14 protein-coding genes and 2 pseudogenes are annotated in these 20,390 nt (G+C 47.3%); 6 read left to right on the forward strand and 10 right to left on the reverse strand.

Annotated elements, in window-relative coordinates; genetic code table 11:
• Positions 1-34 precede the first annotated feature (34 nt).
• From hflX to def, 9 genes are all read right to left on the reverse strand, one after another.
• Complete coding sequence (gene hflX / locus ACKFKH_RS21685) at positions 35-1,669, reverse strand: GTPase HflX (protein ID WP_446860435.1); 1,635 nt, start codon at positions 1,667-1,669, stop codon at positions 35-37.
• 197 nt (positions 1,670-1,866) lie between these two features.
• Entirely contained in the window at positions 1,867-3,786 is a 1,920-nt protein-coding gene (locus ACKFKH_RS21690) for a cation:proton antiporter (RefSeq protein WP_446860436.1), read from the reverse strand.
• Between the two features lie 12 nt (positions 3,787-3,798).
• Positions 3,799-4,524, reverse strand: coding sequence for a Uma2 family endonuclease (locus ACKFKH_RS21695; RefSeq protein WP_446860437.1), 726 nt, complete (start codon positions 4,522-4,524; stop codon positions 3,799-3,801).
• A gap of 119 nt (positions 4,525-4,643) precedes the next feature.
• A complete protein-coding gene (gene mltA / locus ACKFKH_RS21700) occupies positions 4,644-5,837 on the reverse strand; it encodes a murein transglycosylase A (protein ID WP_446860438.1) in 1,194 nt (397 codons plus the stop codon).
• Between the two features lie 138 nt (positions 5,838-5,975).
• Positions 5,976-6,227, reverse strand: a complete 252-nt coding sequence (locus ACKFKH_RS21705) for a hypothetical protein (protein WP_446860439.1) — start codon at positions 6,225-6,227, stop codon at positions 5,976-5,978.
• A gap of 138 nt (positions 6,228-6,365) precedes the next feature.
• Positions 6,366-7,133 (reverse strand): hypothetical protein, encoded by a 768-nt coding sequence (locus ACKFKH_RS21710; RefSeq protein ID WP_446860440.1) that lies wholly within the window; start codon positions 7,131-7,133, stop codon positions 6,366-6,368.
• A 1,197-nt stretch (positions 7,134-8,330) separates the two neighbouring features.
• Entirely contained in the window at positions 8,331-9,677 is a 1,347-nt protein-coding gene (locus ACKFKH_RS21715; protein ID WP_446860441.1) for a PrsW family glutamic-type intramembrane protease, read from the reverse strand.
• Positions 9,678-9,910: 233 nt separating this feature from the next.
• Positions 9,911-10,108 (reverse strand): hypothetical protein, encoded by a 198-nt coding sequence (locus ACKFKH_RS21720; RefSeq protein ID WP_446860442.1) that lies wholly within the window; start codon positions 10,106-10,108, stop codon positions 9,911-9,913.
• A 127-nt stretch (positions 10,109-10,235) separates the two neighbouring features.
• Entirely contained in the window at positions 10,236-10,799 is a 564-nt protein-coding gene (gene def / locus ACKFKH_RS21725) for a peptide deformylase (RefSeq protein ID WP_446860443.1), read from the reverse strand.
• A gap of 450 nt (positions 10,800-11,249) precedes the next feature.
• On the opposite strand from def, the gene ACKFKH_RS21730 reads away from it, so the two are divergent.
• Complete coding sequence (locus ACKFKH_RS21730; protein WP_446860444.1) at positions 11,250-13,691, forward strand: response regulator; 2,442 nt, start codon at positions 11,250-11,252, stop codon at positions 13,689-13,691.
• A 106-nt stretch (positions 13,692-13,797) separates the two neighbouring features.
• Here ACKFKH_RS21730 and ACKFKH_RS21735 read toward each other — a convergent pair whose 3' ends face one another.
• The gene (locus ACKFKH_RS21735; RefSeq protein WP_446860445.1) at positions 13,798-14,391 is read right to left on the reverse strand and encodes a hypothetical protein; all 594 of its coding nucleotides are present in this window, start codon (positions 14,389-14,391) and stop codon (positions 13,798-13,800) included.
• A gap of 70 nt (positions 14,392-14,461) precedes the next feature.
• Here ACKFKH_RS21735 and ACKFKH_RS21740 point away from each other — a divergent pair.
• From ACKFKH_RS21740 to ACKFKH_RS21760, 5 genes and pseudogenes are all read left to right on the forward strand, one after another.
• Positions 14,462-14,650: pseudogene (locus ACKFKH_RS21740) on the forward strand (transposase family protein); the annotation flags it as partial.
• Between the two features lie 71 nt (positions 14,651-14,721).
• Positions 14,722-15,339, forward strand: a complete 618-nt coding sequence (locus ACKFKH_RS21745) for an ISL3 family transposase (RefSeq protein ID WP_446860446.1) — start codon at positions 14,722-14,724, stop codon at positions 15,337-15,339.
• A gap of 31 nt (positions 15,340-15,370) precedes the next feature.
• Positions 15,371-15,703: pseudogene (locus tag ACKFKH_RS21750) on the forward strand (ISAzo13-like element transposase-related protein); the annotation flags it as partial.
• Between the two features lie 110 nt (positions 15,704-15,813).
• Positions 15,814-18,339, forward strand: a complete 2,526-nt coding sequence (locus tag ACKFKH_RS21755; protein ID WP_446860447.1) for a two-partner secretion domain-containing protein — start codon at positions 15,814-15,816, stop codon at positions 18,337-18,339.
• Entirely contained in the window at positions 18,329-20,383 is a 2,055-nt protein-coding gene (locus ACKFKH_RS21760; RefSeq protein ID WP_446860448.1) for a ShlB/FhaC/HecB family hemolysin secretion/activation protein, read from the forward strand. The genes ACKFKH_RS21755 and ACKFKH_RS21760 overlap by 11 nt, the downstream gene beginning before the upstream one ends.
• Positions 20,384-20,390: the final 7 nt, after the last annotated feature.

Consider the following 20,390-nt stretch of genomic DNA (forward strand, 5'->3'; position numbering starts at 1 on the left):
AAAAGAATTGAGTCTGTCTCCATCCCTTCTTGAATCAGCCTGAAGTCACTGCGTAGCGAACTAGCTGCATGAGTCGCTGTCTCAGAGTTTCTAACCCTAGACGATCGCTGGCCGAAATAAAAGTGGCTTGCGGAAACTCCTCTTGAGCGAGAGAAAGGGTGTCGCTGTCCACTCGATCGATTTTGTTGAACGCTACCAGGACGGGGCCGGGTGAAATTGGCATTTCTGACAAGATTTTCATCACCGATCGGATCTGACTCTGCCACGCAGGATGAGACAAATCGACCACATGCAATAGCGCATCAGCTTCCGTCACTTCCTCTAGCGTCGCTCGAAAGGCATCAACCAGCGAAGGTGGTAACTCATGAATAAAGCCCACCGTATCCGTCAGCAACATCGCCATCGACTCATGCGTGACCGAATCTGTCACCGTCAAACGGCGCGTCGTCGGGTCGAGCGTCGCAAACAACTGGTCAGCCGTGTAGACTTCCGCATTGGTGAGCGCATTCAGTAACGTCGATTTTCCAGCATTGGTGTAACCAACGACGGCGATCGAGGGCACTTCTTGATGCTGTCTGCGCTGGCGCATCCTCGATCGATGAGCTTGCAGTTGAGTTACTTCTTGCTGAAGTCGGGCAATCCGTCGCTGAATGGCTCGTCGTTCGGTTTCTAACTTGGTTTCCCCTGGCCCACGGGTGCCGATCCCGCCGCCTAGTCGTGACATGGCTTGTCCGCGTCCTGTCAAGCGAGGCAGCATATATTCAAGCTGGGCTAACTCGACTTGAAGTTTCCCGGCACCTGATCGGGCCCGTTGTGCAAAGATATCCAGAATGACTTCTGTACGATCGACGACGCGAACGCCAATCTGATTTTCTAAATTGCGAACTTGAGCCGGAGAAAGGTCACGGTTGAAAACGACGAGATTGGCTCCGATCGTTTGGGCAGCCAGCGCAATTTCCTGAATTTTGCCTTCCCCGATTACAGTTTGCGGATGGGGACGAGGACGCTTTTGCTTGATGGTTTGCAAGACATCGCCGCCTGCGGTTTCGACCAGTCGCCCCAACTCAGCCAGCCCGTCTCGAAAGCTCAAGGTTGACATATTCTCAGTCTGCAAACCGACAACCAGAACTTGATCATGATCACGATCGACCTGCTGGGCCGTGTATTCACGCCGAAATTCTGACTCCAGCCCTTCGACCAGAGCAAGCAAATCTTGATCGGCGATCGCGTCCAAACTCATTGGTTGCGAAACTGTCCAGTTGACTTCGGGATGAGGCACGAGATGCGCCAGATAAGCGCCTTTCACGTATCCAGTTGCCCCACCGCCTCGCCGCTCAAACCCGCCGCCCGTCATCGTGATCGCCACCAGCGCATCCAATCGCTGCATCGCCATCGCTGTCAGAGCCGATTCTCCGGGGGGATCATATTTCAATTGAGTGGCGACACAGCGAATTCCACTCAGCCGCTCGGCTCCATAGCGCGGTAGTTCAATCGGCGGGATCTGAGTCTGACGTGGCGTTCCAACTCCCACTCTGATCACCTGCCCGCGTCGATTGATGTAGGCACAGACAGGCTGACTAATTTCGGTACTGATGGCAGCCAACCGTTGGGCAAATTCGGAGGTGGTGATGCGATCGCCCGGCAAGCGCTGATGATACAAACGCTGCAACTGCTTAAGCTGGCTCGATTTGAGTCCCTGAAGATTTCCGTAGACAGTCTCGATAAATTCTACTCGCCAAACGCAACTGTTTTCATTTTAGATCTGTTGAGCGAGAGTGTTGAAGGCAGCGTGATGAATCGTTGCTTGCGAAATCATCCGAAGCAGGGCTAACGTTCAGTATCTTACGTTTAGGATCTTGAGAATTCTTAAGCATCCAAAAAATCACCGTTGACCGAAATGGTTTCTGAAATTGCTCCTGAAATTTTCTCTGGCATCTCCTCGACTTCTGACAGGGTTTCGATCGTCAAGCGAAGTTGACTTGAGCCTGACAGGAGTTTTAACAATTTGGGTTTGGGGTCGTGCAATAAGTAGATGAGGCGATCACCCGCTGCCCATTCGCTGTCCACGGGTACGATTTGTAGGCAGCGATCGCGCTCCATTAATAAAGGCATCAGAGTTTGAGTTTGAATGAGCGATCGTAAGTACGCTTGTTGTGGCTCAAAGCCGTCTTCTTTCAAAATCGTCTCGCCCAGTTTGACGGCTCCATCCATCAAATACTGATTCCAAGTTTTGAGCAAAATTTGAGCGTCAAACGCCTGTTGTACTTTACTATTCGAGGATTCAGGAAACACAGCCAGCACTCTCGGCGGATTGAATTCTTCGGCGGCACGCTGGGCCACGACTAAATTAACTTCACCATTGTTGGTCATGGCGAGAAACGTCCCCACAGATGACAATCCTGCTTCCTCCAGCACATCAGTATCCAACGCACTACTAATAAACAGTTTGAGATTGGGGTGCAGTTCTGGCAATTTCGATTCGGGATCGGTATCAATCAGCGCAACAGATTCGCCTCGTTCTAAAAACAGTCGAGCAATTAACAAACTTAAAGGACTGCATCCGACAATCACAGCACCTGTCGCATTTTTAGAGTTAATGTTGAGCAGGTTAGCAACCCATTGAGCAGTCAGGGCTTGAATTACAACGGTTAGAATAATAGTCAGAAACACCAAAGCTTTAATCGAATCGCCTCCATTAATTCCCCGCTGAGTTAATAGAATTGCGAATAGAGACGCAACAGAAGCAGCAATAATTCCTCGCGGTGCAATCCAACTGAGAAATAACTTTTGTTGCCAACTGAGATCGCTATTCCAGGTACAAATCCAAACGCTGAGGGGCCGGATCACAAACATCAGCGTGAGAACGGTAAATAAGCCACCCCAGCCTAAAGCAAAAATACCTGCGATCGACAGATCCGCCGACAGCAAAATAAACAGTACCGAGACCGCTAAAATGGTTAACTGTCCCTTAAATCGCTTGAGCAACCGTTCTTCTGGCAGGGCAAACGCTCTCAGGACAATTCCTGCAATCACCGTCGCCATCAAACCCGCTTCACTCCGCAACAATTGCGCCACCCCAAACAAGCCCCACAAGCCTGCCAGCACGACCAGATTCTTTAAGTCTTCTGACAAAAAAGTGGCGCGTTTAAGGATGAAGCCCAACAGCCAGCCGCCGATCGTTCCAATGCCACCCCCAATTCCCAACCGAATGCCCAGATCACTCGCGACGGTCAACGCATCAGGATTGCCGTTTAGCAACACATTCAGCACCACAACGGCTAGAATTGCGCCGACGGGATCGATGAGCACGCCTTCCCCTTCTAGAAGAGTTGCCACCTGGCGATCGACCTTCACCTGTCGCAGCAGAGAATTGATCACAACCGGCCCGGTGACGACAATTAGGGAACCGTAGAGAAAGGCGATCGACCAGGGAAACTCACTCAGCCAATGGGCAGCCATTCCGCCCCCGACGAGCGTGATCAGCGTTCCGATCGTCACCAAATTTCGCAAACTGCCGGAGACACGACCCAATTCTCTCAGTTGCAGATTGAAGCCGCCCTCAAACAAAATCACCGCCACCAGCAGGGCCACTAGGACTTCTAAACCATCTCCAAAGCGATCGGGGTGTAGTAAGCCCAATCCACTCGGCCCCAAAAAAATGCCAAACATCAGCAAAAAGACAATCCCCGGAATCTTGACGTACTCAGCAATGACTTGAGCGCCAATTCCAGCAATCACCGTAATGACGATTTGCAGAGTGAGGTCTAACGGGGCATCGATCGGCATAAGGCATCCCAGTTAGACTTCGTTGGGGTCAATGCCCAACTGACGTAGACGTTCAGCAAGTCGGTCGGCCCGTTGACGTTCTTGTTCCGCCCGTTCGTCTCCTGTTAACAGCAAGTTTCCGTCACCATCCCACCAGCGTAGCCACGGAAGTTCCATCCCTTCAATCTGTCCTTGCCAGATGCCCAACTCGATGCCCATTGGAGGGATTGGAAAATGCCCACGATCGTTGACGACAACTGGCTGATAGCGACCTTCGACGAGGTGATAGAGGTCGATCGAGGCTTTGCGAACTTCATAAATGCCATAAAACGGAATCCGAATCGCTTGCTCGTAGACCCAAAATTTGCCTGTGATGGGAGTGGAGTCGCGTTCTTCGCTACCGTCTCCTGATGAAAATTCCAGCGCAATTAGCGGCGCAACATATTCTTGCCACAGCACATAGGAGCGTCGAAACACCCCATTCAGCATCGGGGGAACGTTGGGCACATAAAACCAGTCCGGGGCTTCGGCTCCTTTTTGGGGAGGATCGGTGAGTCCCCAGTAGATGCCGCAATCTTGCCCGATACAGTATTGCCCATCTGGGTGAAGGGTCTGCAAGATGGGACGAATCGAATTGGTCAGCAGGTTGCTTTGAGGATGTTCTTGAAAATTCTTCACAAAAGTTCCGTCTGACTCTGGTAATTGCGTGTGGTCAGGCAGGGCTGTGACTGTGAGTTCGGAGGGTTGTGTGGCAGTCATGAAGGGGGCCTTTCCCTTGGGCTTGAGAAGGATGAGGGAGAACTTCGATGATCTGTTCTCCTTTGGGAGTAATCCGCTTTGCGAGGAGGGATGAAAAGACAGCGGTAAGAGCCTTGATCTTACTTTAAGAGTAGGTAGTATAGCTGTCCAGTGGCGTTGATCAGACCTGCTCGATCGCCTGCGTCTTTCCCGGTTCCTGTATAGATATCGACTCGTCCGGCTCCGAGAATTGCCCCACCTGTGTCTTGATCGAGTACGAACCGATTGACGGGACGCTGTTTTAGCTGACGATTGGGAATCTGAGTTGAAATCAGCGCCAAAGCTCCGGGAGGCATCAGAGATTTATCGGTGGCGATCGAGCGGTCGGCGGTCACAGGAAATCCTAAGCTTCCGGTAGCGGGTGTGCCGTTGGTGTCGCGAAAGAAGACAAACCGACGGTTGCGAGGTAGATATACGTTGAGGTCACTAGGATTTCGCTCAAAGTGTTGCACGACGTTGGGTAGATTTAAGTCTTCGAGGCGCAGCTTGCCGTCTTTGACAAGTTCTCGTCCGATGCCTGTGTACGCTTGGTTGGTGTGTCCCGCAACGCCGATCGTCATCACGCTGCCATCCGTTAACTCCAATCGCGCCGATCCCTGGACTTGAATCAAAAAAGCTTCGAGGCGATCGCGCAGCCACACCAGTTCCAAACCGCGCAAAATCCCCTTTGTCCCCTGAAGTCCGTCTTCGCCTTCCAGTTCTAAGCGAGTGGGATGAGGCGTTTTTAGATTAGAGGGCAAGCGGTATAAAGGATAGCGAAAGTCTGCGGTAGGGACTCGACTCGCCGTGTGAACAGGCTCAAAATAGCCCGTAAACGCAACGGTTCCCTGTCCATCTTTGCCCGCCGATTCATAAAACACAAATTCTTTTTGAACGGCCACCTGTAACGCTTGGGCAGAACGAGCTGTCAGCAGCAGTTGGCGAAATCTTCTCAGACTGCGAACTACCCGATCGCGTGTCACGCCTTTCACCGGATATTTGCGATAAGCCTCTGCTGCCTGAGCCGTTTGTAGATACCGAAGGCTACGATCGACCGCCGTTAACAACGCTTTACGGTCTCCAGATCTTCCCATTCCCCAAAGCTGATCATCAAGTCCCAATCCCTCTGAAGGTTTAGAAGGTCGCAGCGGAACAACAGGCTTTTGAAGAACAGGAACCTTTGGAGTGGGCGAAACCGAGGGAACCGAGACAGCCGGACTGATCAGCGTTACAGAGACACCCAAACAAAACAACGCCAGGAGTCGATCGATCCCAGCGATTCGCAAATTTCTCATACTCACCAACCCAATTTAGCCAGGAATGTCAGGACGTTTCCAAAACTCCAAGGTTCCTTCCATCCTCCATCCCTCCTCGCGAAGCGGATTACCCCCAAAGGGGGAACAGATCATCGAAGTTCTCTCTCATCCCTCCATCTAGTAGCGATCGACGCTCCCAGAGTACAGTGGCTCAACGCGAATTCCCAACACCTTAGCGGGACGCACCACCATATATTCGCCCTGAATATTCTTGATGGGGACGCTGATGAAATCGTTGGAAGCCGCTTTGGGCACAAGTTCGCCGCTATACCACTTCTGAAAATCCTGAATGGTGGCAAACCGCACTTCTTCGCGATGTCCGCCTTCGAGCAATAGATGAACTGCAAACTCGCTCGGTGTTCTAGGCATATCATTTCATCTGAAACATAACGACACTATTATGGGCTGGAAGTGTTCAGAAATCACAAGAGATGAGGGGTCGTCTTCGATGATCTGTTCCCCCTTTGGGGGTAATCCGCTTCGCGAAAGGAGGAGGTTTGGGTTTATCTAAGACAGTAGGTTGAATCGCTGGAGTTGGGTTTCGATCGCTTTTGGAAGTAGCTTGCGTAACTGAGTTTTGTCTTTGAACACCAGACGATTTTGGCTTGGCAAGTCAAAGGGAAACTGTCCCGGTACGTCCGATCGCTCCATCTGAGTCAACAAAAGCTGCTCCGATCGCTTACTCTGCAAGGCATATCCCACTTCGACACAAACTTTGGGACTGGGGATCAACAACGGTGGCGTGTCTTGAATCTGGGCGATCGAGGTGCCGTCTGCAACAAATAACAGGCACTGCCGAATCGATCGCATTAGAGAACTGGTCAAACGGACGGGGCCATCAGTCAAACGGTGCGATTCTTGAAGAGTGAGGGGGAGGCGCGATCGAGGATTAATGCTATCGATAATTCGATTTAATTCTTCGCGGAGCAGTTCGCTTGATTCGGAAAACTCGGTCTGGTAACACAAAAAGATGGTCGGCTCTAGATGGGCCATGACTTCCTGCTTTGAAAAGTAAATTTCGTGGCTACGAAGGTCAATATTGGAAATCGCATACCCGCCGCTGCCTTCGATGTAAAACTCGACCGTTTCCCCTTCTAGATAGCGCTGAAACCACAGGGAGTTTTTTACTTCTTCGCTGTCCTCTAAAAAATCAGCCCGCAGCCCTGACTTTAGCAGACTATTTTTGCTCAATCTCAGGTCATGAGGACGTTTTTCTAGTTCTCGGATTGGCTCATATTCCTGGAGATACCAGGCTTTTAGGGCAATAATCGACATAGTGATTCAAAAAGAAGGTTTTGATGAGCGAGAATAATCGACCTTTGCCAAGCCTGGAAACGTTGATGAGAGATATCGTAAGCACAAATTGACCGACCAGACCCCGGCGCGTCCATAAGGTCACTCGTCTTAACCGTCCACAGGACAACACTGTTAAGTTTTCCAAACTGGATTTGACTTCAATCTGGATTTCAACAATATTACTCGCTGAGTTGGATCAGGGATGCTCTTTTCCGCCACACAAATAGGAAAGTAGAGAGCCGAGAACTTCTTAGAAAAGCCTCAATGCTGTCTGTTAGTAGACGATTATAGTAGGGTTTTTAGTACAAAACAACTATTTTTCAGAGATTTGTGGCGAGTGAAGTAAATTTAGCGATCGCCCAAAAACTAAAGAAGACAGTGAAGGGTTTGCCCTCTGACTGTCCCAAAAATTTTGCCAGTTTTTATAGATTAGAACGTCAATAATTTAAAACCACAACAGCACCTAAGTCATACTTCCTGAGTGATTTTCTCTGTTAGGTTAATTGTAAATAGAGTAGAACTAATCGAAACACCCAGTCAATCAATTAGTTGCCTTGCTCTCAATTAAACAAGATGAGAAAGTATCGGGTTTCTGTTAAGGTGCTGTTGTAGACTAAGCGAGACAGATGTTAAGTGAAACAGCGTTTTTTACCTCTTACTAATTGAACCGTAGCTGTTTATCTGCCAGGTGAAGCTTTGTGGCTTCAATTAACAAGATACCTTGTTTCTCCAATGGATCAAGGGGATGAAATCAAAGTTTACGGTTGGTCGATCGCGCTTCTCTTAACCAATAAATTCTAAAACCTGAAACCTTTACAGCAAGTACTTTTACAACAGTTTTTCTACAAATTATTTGAATAGCTACCATTTAAGAAAGTTAAAAGAAGCAGATAGAGGATAGCTCAATGTATCAAGAGATAAAGTAATTAAAACTAAGCTAAAGTTTTGGGCTAATCTGACCCATCGAAGGGTGTAATCTTACGCGAATTCGATGGAGTTTTTCGCTTCGTTCGTCAAATCTTCTGCCCCCAAGCTGCCAGTTTTAGGGAACTTTCAGACCAGATTTTCCGCTCAAAATTTTTCACTTGTAGGGATTGAGGAGCGTTTCCAACGTTGCAAGCAATGGGAAAAGTTGATCAAACTATATTGACTTCAGTTAAAAAATTGGCTCTAAGCTTACCGTCTGAGCCGTGTAGCAAAGTTCTGCGATCGCGTTGGTGATAACGTGCGTGCTTTGAGGATAGCGGCTCCCAAAAAGGCATAAGACAAAATCCCTACCAGCGCCAGAACTAGGGGACTGAGTGACCCCGTTGCATTCCATAAAGCATGAAGTGCCGCAGCCGTAAGATAGCCGATCGCTAAAATCAGCCAGCTTTGTTTAGGATTTAACACACTCAACCCAATGAAATATCCCAGATAGCCACTATAGGCAATGTGCCCCGAAATCGACCCCAACAGCCGAGGAATCAAAAGCTGTAATCCTAGCTGTCGCGGGTCATCTCCAAGCTGCAAAGTCGTATTTTGAATAATGTCAGGCACATACTGCCCCAGGGTTTCGAGTAGAGTGAAGCCGATCGCCGAGGCCGCCCCCAAGAGAATGCCATCCAACGGCTCCCAGATGCCAATCCGCTCTCTCCAGGGTGAAGGCAGCGATCGACCCAACAGATAAAAGCCAATCAGCGGAAGCACTTTGAGCAGTTCCTCCATCAGACCTGCCCCAAAAAACATGCGGATTAGCAGCACCAGAAGGTTGAGCGGCTCACCCGGCTCAGGCACTTGCCCTGGTAAAACTTGACGAAAAATAATAATAAACAGCGGCAAAACCGGACTTCTTAGCAGCAAAACCATCGCGATCGCCGCTCCCAAAAACACCCACCACGGCTTCTGCTTACCACAAAGCTGGTAGACACTGTAGAACGCTGCCAGCGCCAGATAGCCCGCCAAGAGAAGGTTAAACACGATCGCATTGCCCACCGCCACAAACATCGACACCACAAAGGCAACCGTGATGATCGCAGGTGCTAAATAAGCTTTCTGGGTCAGGTCTCGCCCCGTTGAAAGAATGGGAAATAGCTGAGTAAACGTTACGCTGCTGGGAATCGGCAACAGGTTGGGGATCGCTTGGGGAGAATGACTGACTGGACTTGCAGACCCGGTGCCCGATTGATACGCAAAAATAAACTCAGGGCCATTTTGCCCTAGACCTACGCGATCGCCCGTCTTTAATACCTTGCACCCCCGCAATCGTCGCCCGTTTAAGAAGGTGCCATTAGAGCTGTTGAGGTCACAAACCCACCAGGTCGGTAATCCACTGGCAGTCGTTCGGGTCGTGGGGCGAATTTCGACATGACGGCGAGAGACCGACCCATAGAGAAGCGGATCAAGGACAATCTGACAGCGAGGATCTCGCCCGATCGCAATGATGTTCTCTGTAGAAAGTGGATAGCTCGGTTGTCTTTGTTCTGCGGAACTACCATACGGCAGTTGGCGCAGGAAAGCAATTGGGAGGTCTTCACCCGTCATTGTCTCGGATTCCAACAGTTGGCACACGCCAGAGGCATCCGGTAGAAGATGTTAGGCTATGGAGCAGTATAGGCAACATTCTATACCAACATTTAACACCCTTTCAGTTGTGGCCCCAACCCTCACAGAAAGTTTAACCATTTTAGCGTTACCAAGTCAGACGTTTGGAAAGCTGGAATACTCAAAATTCATCCAGACAAGTCATTGAGACAAGTTACTGAGGAGCGATCGCCTTATCTTTGATTCGCTCTTGCATCCAAAACGGCCGCATAAAAGAAGATTGCAGCAAGCGGTACACTAGCAGCTAAAATCACTCCAGTCAAAAGCCCGCCTAGCTGAGGGTCGCCCGACGATAGCTCAAAAACTGACCCCACCGCCGCGATCGCCGCTACACAGGAGCCACCCAGAAATACACCACTTTTTGGAGTCATGTTGTAAAAGCCTTTGCTAAACGAAGTTTTGAGTTTCAAAAAAGAGCGTGTTGGAGTTAAGTCAATCGACAAAGACTCTATATTCTACAAACAGATGACGCTCTTCTGAAACTCAAAACTCAAAATGTCAGGATACTGGTTTGACCGCCTGAGCCGAAAACCCTTTCTTGGCGAGTTCTTGATGGAGGGCAAGCTTATTTTCGACGCGATCGACAAACAGGACACCGTTGAGGTGATCAATTTCGTGTTGAATCGCACGCGCCAGCAGTCCGTCGGTTGAAAGCGTCTGAGGGCGGCCCTGCTCATCTTTGAACGTGACTTCGATCGTACCCGGACGTTTGACATCTAAATAGACACCCGGAATACTCAGACAGCCTTCTTGCTCAACTTCGATCGCTTGTCCTGACTTCTTGATCACAGGATTAATCAAAATTAGCGGCGGTCTTGCAGCGTTGTCTGGCTCAATGTCTACGACGATCAACTGCTTGTTAATGGCGACTTGAGGAGCCGCTAGACCTATCCCATCTTCGCTGTACATGGTTTGCAGCATTTCTCGGATCATCTGCCGAGTTTCTGCATCGACTTTTGCGATCCGTTTGGCAGGTTGTCGGAGTACGCGATCGCCCAGGTGATGAATGTCTAAAGGCGGCTTCGCTAACTTTTTTTTCTCGACTAAAACTACAGAAGTCATGAACTTAAATACTCAACGCTAGGGGGAGATCGAAACAGAGAGGTCGAACTGATTCCGCTTTAGCTCTATCTTAGCGAATTTTGACCCAGCCACCATCAAGCGGTAAAGCAAACTTCAGCCTTAGACTTTGCAAGACAGCCGGGAAGTAGCAATCAACATTAGCAGCGCAAGAAAACTTCTCAACGTGCAGGCTAAACGATTGGCAAAGCTTTTCGGTTTAAAGTTTGCTGAGACGTTCTTGAATTTGCACCCCTTACTGATTTCTCGAAGGGCACAAAGTGAGCGGTTTAACTGATTTACCCCTCTCATTCACCCCTCTCATCCACCCCTCTCAAATGAGGGTCTGTTCAAAGCTTTAATAATCTCTGAAGGCTTTTAAACTACATCGTTGTTAGCTTTGCTGGAGCGGGCATTCTTACGGCAAGCATTTATTGATATTGCGTGCCCCTTATGCTGATTTCAGATTTTTCACCCTTCGACACTTCTGCATCATCCAACAGCCAACGCTTGCAGCTTTCACCCTCGATCGCTTACTACATTCGCAAACTGCTGTATCAGAACTTGGCTCAATTGAAATCTGTTGTCGCAACGGGGGCCGCACTGCGGGCAGATGACTTCTGTGATCTCGATCGAGTCATTGTCAGCCTCTATTTGGACACGCAAGAAATTAACTCCATCATTCACCAACTCGAACAACTCACGCTCTCTCACAAAGCCCTGACCGCTCAAGGTGCAATTTATTTGGGAGACGCTCAAACTATCGAAGAAAAAATCTTTTGGCTGTTGGGCTACAAGCTCGATCGCTCCACCTATCTTGGTACCGTTTTGGTGATTGATGATGCTCCTGTAGATACGCGCATTGTATCGATTATGCTCAAGCGACAGGGCTATCAAGTTTGTAGTGCAACCAATGGGCAAATGGCGCTCAAACTGCTCAGTGAAGTGGTGCCTGACTTGATTTTGCTGGATGTCATGATGCCCGGTATCGATGGCTATGAAGTCTGCAAACGGTTGAAGGCTTGTCCCAAAACTCAAGATATTCCGGTAATGTTTTTGAGTAGCGCTGATGTCACTTCAGAAAAAGTTCGGGCGTTTGAATTGGGAGGAGCCGACTATATTACCAAGCCCTTTTGTCCTGATGAAGTGTTGGCGCGAATTAAGTATCAGTTGCAGGTGCGCGATCGTCACAAATGTCTGACTGAGCAAAGCCTACGTCTAGAGCAAGAAATTAAAGAACGACGACAGGCTGAAGAGTGCTACCGCAGCTTTTTTGAGCATTCAATGGATGGCAAGTTTCAGTCTACGCCAGATGGTCGCTTTTTGAGGGTAAACCCGGCGTTAGCTAAGTTTTATCACTATGAGTCGCCAGACGATCTGATTGCTGCGATCGTCAACATTGAAGAACAACTTTATGTACAGTCCGATCGTCGTGCAGAATTCATCGCTCAAATCGAGAAGATGGGCACCGTCTCAAACTTTGAATCTCAGGTGCGGCGTAAAGATGGCACGGTGATCTGGATTTCTGAAAATGTGCGGGCGATTAGAGACAAATACGACAACTTGCTGTTTTATGAAGGCACTGTCAAAGACATCACAGCCTACAAGGAAACTGAACTTGCGCTCGACCAAAATCAACAGTTGTTACATCATCTGATTGACAATACAAATGCCTTAATTTTTGCAAAAGAGTATCTGCACACCGATGGGAGTTATTTACTGATCAATCGCAAATTTGCATCAGAGTTTGACCTGGATCTCAATGCCTATTCAGGTAAGACGGATTATGATCTGTTTCCTGCTGCGATCGCGCAAGCCTTTCGACAAGCCGACCAGCGAGTGTTAGAGTCCCGTTGTCCGATTCAAGTCGAAGAAGTGGCTTCCTATCATGGAAAACTTCGCACTTCTTTAGTAATAAAGTTTCCACTATTCAATACTGACGGACAGATCTACGCAGTGTGTGGGATTGCAACCGACATTGACGATCGTAAGCAAGCTGAGTCCGCCTTAAAGTCTTCAGAACGACTGCTCCGACAACAAACTCAACATCTCCAACAAACCCTCATCACCCTCCAACAAACCCAGACTACTCTATTTCAACAAGAGCAACTATCAAGCCTACGATTAATTGCAGGGATTACTGAAGAAATTCAGACCCCGATTAACTTTATCGATAGTCATCTTCAATGGGTGGATCAGCAAGTTCAAGCGATCGTTCAATTACTGATGCAATACCAGCAGACGTATCCTGATTGGATGGTCAAGGTATCTGCCCCTGCCAAAGTGGATATTGATTATCTAGTGCAATTTCCTAAGCTGACCACCAAGCTGAGAGAAGGATCTCGACAAATTCGTCAGGTTGCTTCTGCTTTATGGCACTTCTCAGATTTAGATGAAGTCGAGGAGAAAGTAATTGATATTCACCAATGTATTGATAATTCACTATTGCTCCTTTCGCATCGCCTTAGACAGACCCCTCAGCATCCTCAGATTGAGGTAATTCAAGCTTACGATTGGCTTCCAGAGGTGAAGTGTTATCCCGGTCAACTCCATCAGGTGCTGATGCACTTATTAAACAATGCGATCGATGCCTTCGATTTACCAAACTGTAGGCCTGAGACTCTTTGTAGAATTACAATTTGCACTGAGCAGACGGGTGATGCGATTACTATTCACATTTCAGACAACGGCTGTGGAATTCCGCTAGAGATTCAGCCGCGCATTTTTGAGCCATTTTTCACAACCAAACCTGATCGTCAACACTGTGGTATGGGGCTGTCAATTTGCTATCAAGCGATCGTCGTTAAGCATCATGGACAGATTCAATGTTCTAGCGTTTGGGGTGAGGGAGCAAAGTTTACGATCGTCCTGCCAAGCGATCGTCCGGCGATCTAGGGAAGTTTAGTGCTAACTTCAGGTTGGGGTTCCGTAGATAACTTTTAATTCCTGAAGACCCTTTTTGAGGGAGCGCCCCACCAATGTAGCAGAGGTCGATCGCTGATTAAATCCCAGGCTCTTCCTCTTCTATTCCCGTCTCTGCTGGCTGCCTCATCGCTAAAAAAGCTTCTTTGACTGGCTGGCTCACAGCACTTTGAGGTTCTGCCAAGACAAGGCTCTGATAGGATTCGAGAAAGCTACTTCTTAATCTATGGAATAGGTGTAGAAAATGCCGGATAAAACTAATACAGTCCAAAACTACAAACTCAACGCCTCCAGTCTCATGATATAAAGACCGTGCATAATGTTGCACTTCTTCATTTATCGCCTCAGTTGTAATAAAGATGTAGTTATTGATCCGTCTCTCACTTACAGTCAATTTGGACAACGCTCTATCTAAATCCTCGCGGGTGACCCGTTTACTTTTCATCTCATAGCTGGTTGTCACTGCATTATCTTCTAGAAGAGTGATCTCAAGATCTCCCAACGCTCCTGTTTGTAGGTCAGCGGCATTATGAGCCTGCAACGCAAGAACTTTTTCTCCAACCAACTCTTCAGCAGCTTGATACGCAGCAGCCACAACGAGAACAGAAAAGCGACTTGTTCCTTTGAGGCTCATATGCTTTTCAATCAAATTGACGATATCCTCGGAAGACATTTACTTACAGGTTCCCAGGCGGCAATTCTACTGCTTGGCGTGCCAACAATAGAGTACAGAGCGCTTAGAGTTTTTCGATTGGAAACGCCGCCATACTCGACGCTATGAGGCGAATATTTATGAGCGTGTTCAGCAATCAAGTATGGAACAAATTGGACGAGAAGAAGGGTTGAGCTACGACGAGATTAAGAGTATGTTTGACCACGTATATCAGCAGAGAAAAAAACAACTGGGAGCCGAGCAGACGGCTGTGTATTGATGATGTGAGTCTGCGTAAAGGGCATCTTTGTCACCGTCGTCAGTGATGTTGAGCAAGGAACCTTGATTGAAGTGGTCGATTCCCACCAGCAGGGAGACATCATCGAAGTGCTGATGGAGCAACCCCTTGCGGTGCGTCAAGCCGTGGCAGAAGTCAGTGTGGATCTGTGGGGTGGATTTCCGAAAGTGGTTCAGTCCGTTTTCCCTAATGCGGTGTTGGTCATTGACCGTTTCCATGTGATGAAAGTGGTCAATCAAGACTTGAACAAACTGCGACGAAAATTGGGGATAACAGATCGAGTCAGCAAGTTTTTATTATTGCACAATGGGTCAGACCTGACGGTTGAACAACTTCTCAAACTTGCAGGGGTTTTAGAGCGCTCACCTTGCTTGAGCATTGCCTATCAATTGAAGGAGGAGTTTCGTCAGATTTATGAAACGACTCAAACAGTTAAAAGTGGACGCAATCGGTTTGAAACCTGGCTGAGAACCGCTCAACTGTTGTTTATCGATGCTGCTTCGACCATTCGCAATCATCTCGATGGAGTCTGTAACTATTTCCTGAGTCGGACAACGAGCGGTGTGATGGAACGAATTAACAATCGAATTAAGTTGATTAAGCGTCAAGGATATGGCTTCTCTAATTTCGAGAACTTCCGAACACGTTTACTCGCTTGCTTCTCTGATTAGAGAAACTCATAACCTCAAGTCTAGGAGAGCCATCCGTTTAGCGTATTATCCGCCTTATCACAGTAAATACAATCCGATTGAACGGACTTGGGGCGTTCTCGAAAACCACTGGAATGGCAGTATTCTGGATGACATTGCAACGGTTGTGAAGTTCACCCAAACCATGACCTGGAACGGTCAACCTCCCGTGGTTCACCGGGTCACCCAAACCTACCCAACCGGGGTGAAACTGACCAAACAAGCGATGGCTGAGGTGGAAACTCAAATTCAACGCTTGACGAGTCTGGTCGTCGAAGGCAAAGAACTCAATTTAGGCAAATGGTTTGTCGATATCTTGTACCATCCAGAGCTGGAGATGGCATGACTTTTTGTCTGGAAGTCCCTAAAATGAAAAATTTGTGTATAATTCTGCCTACGGGTGCAAGTGCTGGATGATGTTCTTTAAGTGTGCTACGTAAAGATGGCATAACTCATATGGCTTACCATAACTGGATTCGTAAGTCTTGGCATTTTGGCATGGCGATCGCTTCAGCAGGAAGCTGGACAGCTATTGTTTTAGCAAATCCTGTGCTGGCTCAACTCAGTGGCGATAACACATTGGGAACCAATATCAGTCCCGACGCGGTAGTTCGTGGCATTCTAAGTAACCAAATTGATGGCGGAGCTATCCGAGGTGCCAATTTGTTTCATAGCTTTCGAGAGTTTAACATTGGAGATGGGCGTGGCGTTTATTTCTCGAATCCAAGTGGCATCCAGAACATCATTAGTCGGGTAACAGGAGTAAGCCGTTCTGACATTCTGGGGACGTTGGGTGTCTTGGGCAATGCTAACTTGTTTCTAATCAATCCCAATGGAATATTCTTTGGATCCAATGCTCGACTGGATGTGAATGGCTCATTTGTCGGTAGTACAGCCAGTGGTGCTACTTTTGCAGATGGTACTCAATTTAGCACCACGGATTCTAGTCCTACATTAACCATCAGCACTCCTTTAGGGCTGCAATTTGGGCAAACAGCTGGCGAAATTCGCTCACAAGGTGCCAGCCTTAGTGTACAACCTAATCAGACCTTAGCTTTGATTGGAGGAGATTTGAGCTTGGAAGGTGGGCTGCTAGCAGCAAATGGGGGACGAGTTGAATTGGGCAGTGTCGCTGGCGGAAGTCGGGTTGGTATAACGACAGTTAGTAATGGTTTGACGTTTGACTATGGCAGTGTTCAAAATTTCCAAAATATTCAATTAGCCAAACAGGCGCGGATTGAAGCCAATGAACCTCTTGGGGCTATAACTATCCAGGCTGAACGGTTTACGGCTCAGGAAGATTCAGATGTATCAGTCACAACTTTTGGTGCTGGGAATGCAGGTGCACTGACGATCCGAGCGGCTGAATCGGTTGAATTAGCGGGTGCTAGTACTAACTTGTTCGGGCAGGCTGCTGCGACTGCCTTGGGAAAAGGAGGCGATATCATCATTGAAACAAAGCGCCTTACCCTGAGAGATGGAGCACAAGTGTCATCTACAACTTTTGGTGCTGGGAATGCAGGTGTACTGAGGATTCGTGCTTCCGAATCTGTGGAATTAGCGGGTGACAAAACGGCTTTATTTGCTAATGTTGGAGAAGGCGCAATAGGTAATGGTGGAGATATTCATATCGAGACAAGCCGTTTAACTCTTCGAGATGGAGCATTTATATCAGCAACTACGTCTGGTTCTGGCAACGCAGGTAGTATCAATATTCGAGCCTCAGAAGTAGTGGATTTAGTTGGAAAGAAACCTCAAAGTGAGAATCCAACGACTAGAAGCACAACAACCATAACAGGAACTACGATCACTACTACGATCACTACAATCACTTCTACAGGAACAATAACCACTACAACAACCACTACGACAATACCCACGCCGTCTCAATCTACAACAACCCAATCCACAACAACCGGGTTGTTTGCTCGTGCTGAAGGTGGATCACAGGGAAATGCAGGAAACGTAAGCATTAAAACTGGACAACTTCGTGTTCAAGACGATGCTCGGATATCTACGTCTACTGCTGGTCAGGGGAAAGGGGGAAATCAAACAATAATTGCTCGTGACTCTGTAAAACTAGGGTATGGTAACTTGTTTTCTCAGGTGCTTGAAGGTGGTCAGGGAGAAGGGGGAAATATTACGATTCAGACTGATACCCTTGAACTCCGGAATGGTGCTGGAGTGAGTGTAAGTAATTTGGGAGCAGGCAGAGGCGGCAATCTAGAGATTTTAGCCACGAATATCTTTCTAGGAAACCGAACAGTAAAGCCTGAAGATTTCTTTCAAGAAGGGGATAAAAAGTTTGTATTTCCAAGCAGCGGCAGTTTGAGAGCAACAAGTGCTTCAGGTGATGGTGGAAGTATCACTTTACGTTTCCAAGATCAATTAACAATAGTTGGTGGCAGCACCATATCTGCTGAAGCAGGTACGGCTTCAGCGGGTGGAGATGGTGGAAATATTACCATTAGCGGTATTACCATTAGCGGTAGTAGATTTATCCTTGCTAATCGCCGTGAGAATAATCGGATCACAGCAAATGCGTTCGCCGGTAAAGGAGGAAACATCCAGATTCAAGCGACGGATGGCATTCTTGGCTTTGCACCCATCGATCCATCATCAAGAAGTAAAATCACGGCGAGTTCTAAATTAGGTTTGTCTGGAACCGTGAGGGTAGATGCACCATTCTTTGATTTTGGTCGCCAACTGACTGAACTACCGCAGGAGGTTGCGAATATTTCAGATTTAATTGCATTAGGTTGCCGAGCGGTCGGGGATCAAAACGCCAGTACTTATGTTGTCAAAGGTCGTCAATCTCTACTGCCTGATCCAGTTGAGGTTTTGGGCGGCGAGATTCAGTTATCTCCAATTGTTGAAGCTCAAGGGTGGAGGAGAGAGTCGAATAATTCTGGTGTTATCAAATTGGAGGCACAGAACCCCTCCAATGTTTCATGGTTGAGGCCTACTTGCAATGATCCCTAATTCTCCCCTAAACATTCATCAAATTGGGATAGGGGTAAACCTGTTTGTAATATTTACTTTGATGGGTTTAAATCTACCTGCAATATCGGTAGAGGTTAACCTTGAAAATTCTTTTCAGGCTACCAGAGACATTGCTGAACTTCCAACTGTATCGTCAAATTCTGTTTTGCTGAGGACATTAGATACTTCGGTGGATTCCCCAACTCCTGCTTCACCAACCCCTGATACAGGTGTGGTAAACCAACAACCAACAATCTCTCAGTCCCTGAACACAACTCAGGGGAAAGTAGCCTCAGATGATGTTTCTGACAAGATCGCTATTAGAAAATTTCTGTTTGTTGAGGAACCCTGTAAACTTAACCCTGAAACTTCACGGAAAATCTGTAAGGAGGGGAAATTTGTATTTAGTCACGAAGAGTTAGAAGGAGTAATTAAAAGAGCACTTGGCATTAATTTTTCTGGGAGGAGTCCTGTAGAACTTACGTTTGCCCAACTGCTGCAAGCTCGATCTGCTATCACTCAACATTACGTCAACAATGGATATATTACCTCTGGCGCTTATATTCCAGAACAGAACTTTAAAGAAAGCGAAGGGATGATTGAGATTGCAATTGTTGAGGGCAAATTGGAGCAAATTTTGCTCATAGAGCAGCAGGAGAATCGATTATTTGCCGTGGTGAATGGCTTGCAAAAGAAGCCCGAAGTTAAACTTGCAGATGCTCAAGGGGTAGCTATAGAAAAGCTTGGAGAAAGTTCTCCAAAAATAACTAGATTGAGTACAGATGAAGCAAATTTTGCTGGATGTTTAGCAAAACAATTAGTTATTACTGAAACTCTGAATCAGAACCGACTACTAGACATCTTACGATTGATTCAAGAATCTAATCCCCGTGTTGATTTCAATGTAGAGTTGTTACCTAGCAAAGAGGTAGGTCGTAACAAGTTAGTGGTTAAAGTGAGAAGTCGAGATGCACAACCTAAATCCAACGTTGCTCTTAATCTTGCTGTGGATAACAATCAATCCCCTAGTGTAGGTAGTCTGAGTCAACAGCTTCAAATAAGCCTGTCTAGTCGTATTCCTTGGAGAAGTTTTGATCAGGTTACAAGCTTCAGCTTCACTAGATCGGAAGGACTTGCAGCTCTTGATGCCAGCCTCTTCCTACCAGAAAATGCAGATGAGCAATGCAATAGTAGGTCGCTAAATCTTAGGGCTGGACTTAAGACGAGTAGAATTATCACACGTCCTTTTAATGAGTTAGATATTCAATCTGGAGCACTTTACCTTGATATAGATATACCGGGAATCTTGGGATGGACAAGAAGCCAGTTAGCTGCTGGTAAAGAGAATCAGAGGGGAGTTCTTTTTTCCTACCGGAATAGTGATTCTTCTATTTTGGGTATTCCCTTTCCTATCTCGTCTGGTGCAAACCAACAAGGTATAAACAATATAGTTGCATTACGTCCTTATGTGGGATTAACGCGAAGAACCCGTTCAGGAGCGTTTGCTTTGCGAGGAGAACTTAGCGTGGGTGGAAACTTCAGTTCTCTACCACGTGATGACTCCTTTTTTGAACTTTTCATTCTACTGCGTGGACAGACTCAATGGGCGCGGCTATTGTCTTCAGATATCGTACTGGTTCTCAAGGCAGATATGCAGTTAGCAGGAACCAGCCTACCAGCGCTTGAACAACTGAGTTTGGGTGGGCAAGATACAATTCGAGGTTATCGTAAAAATCTTCTTCTCACTGACAATGGTCTCTTCAGTTCCGCAGAGTTGCAGTTTACTGTTGCAAAGGTTCAAGATTGGCGGATCAAGCTGATTCCATTTATGGACTTTGGAACGGGTTGGAATCATTCTGGTAACTTTGATATTCCTGTTACCAATACCCTATGGTCTACTGGATTTGGGCTTTTGGTACAGGATGGTGACAAATTCAGTGCCCGTGTTGATTGGGGTATTCCACTCATTAAAACAAACTTTGATGGGAGTTCCCTACAAGACCAAGGATTCTACTTTTCTGTTTCTGGCATAGTAAAGTTCTAAGAGAAAT

This window comes from Phormidesmis sp. 146-20 (genome assembly GCF_052939475.1).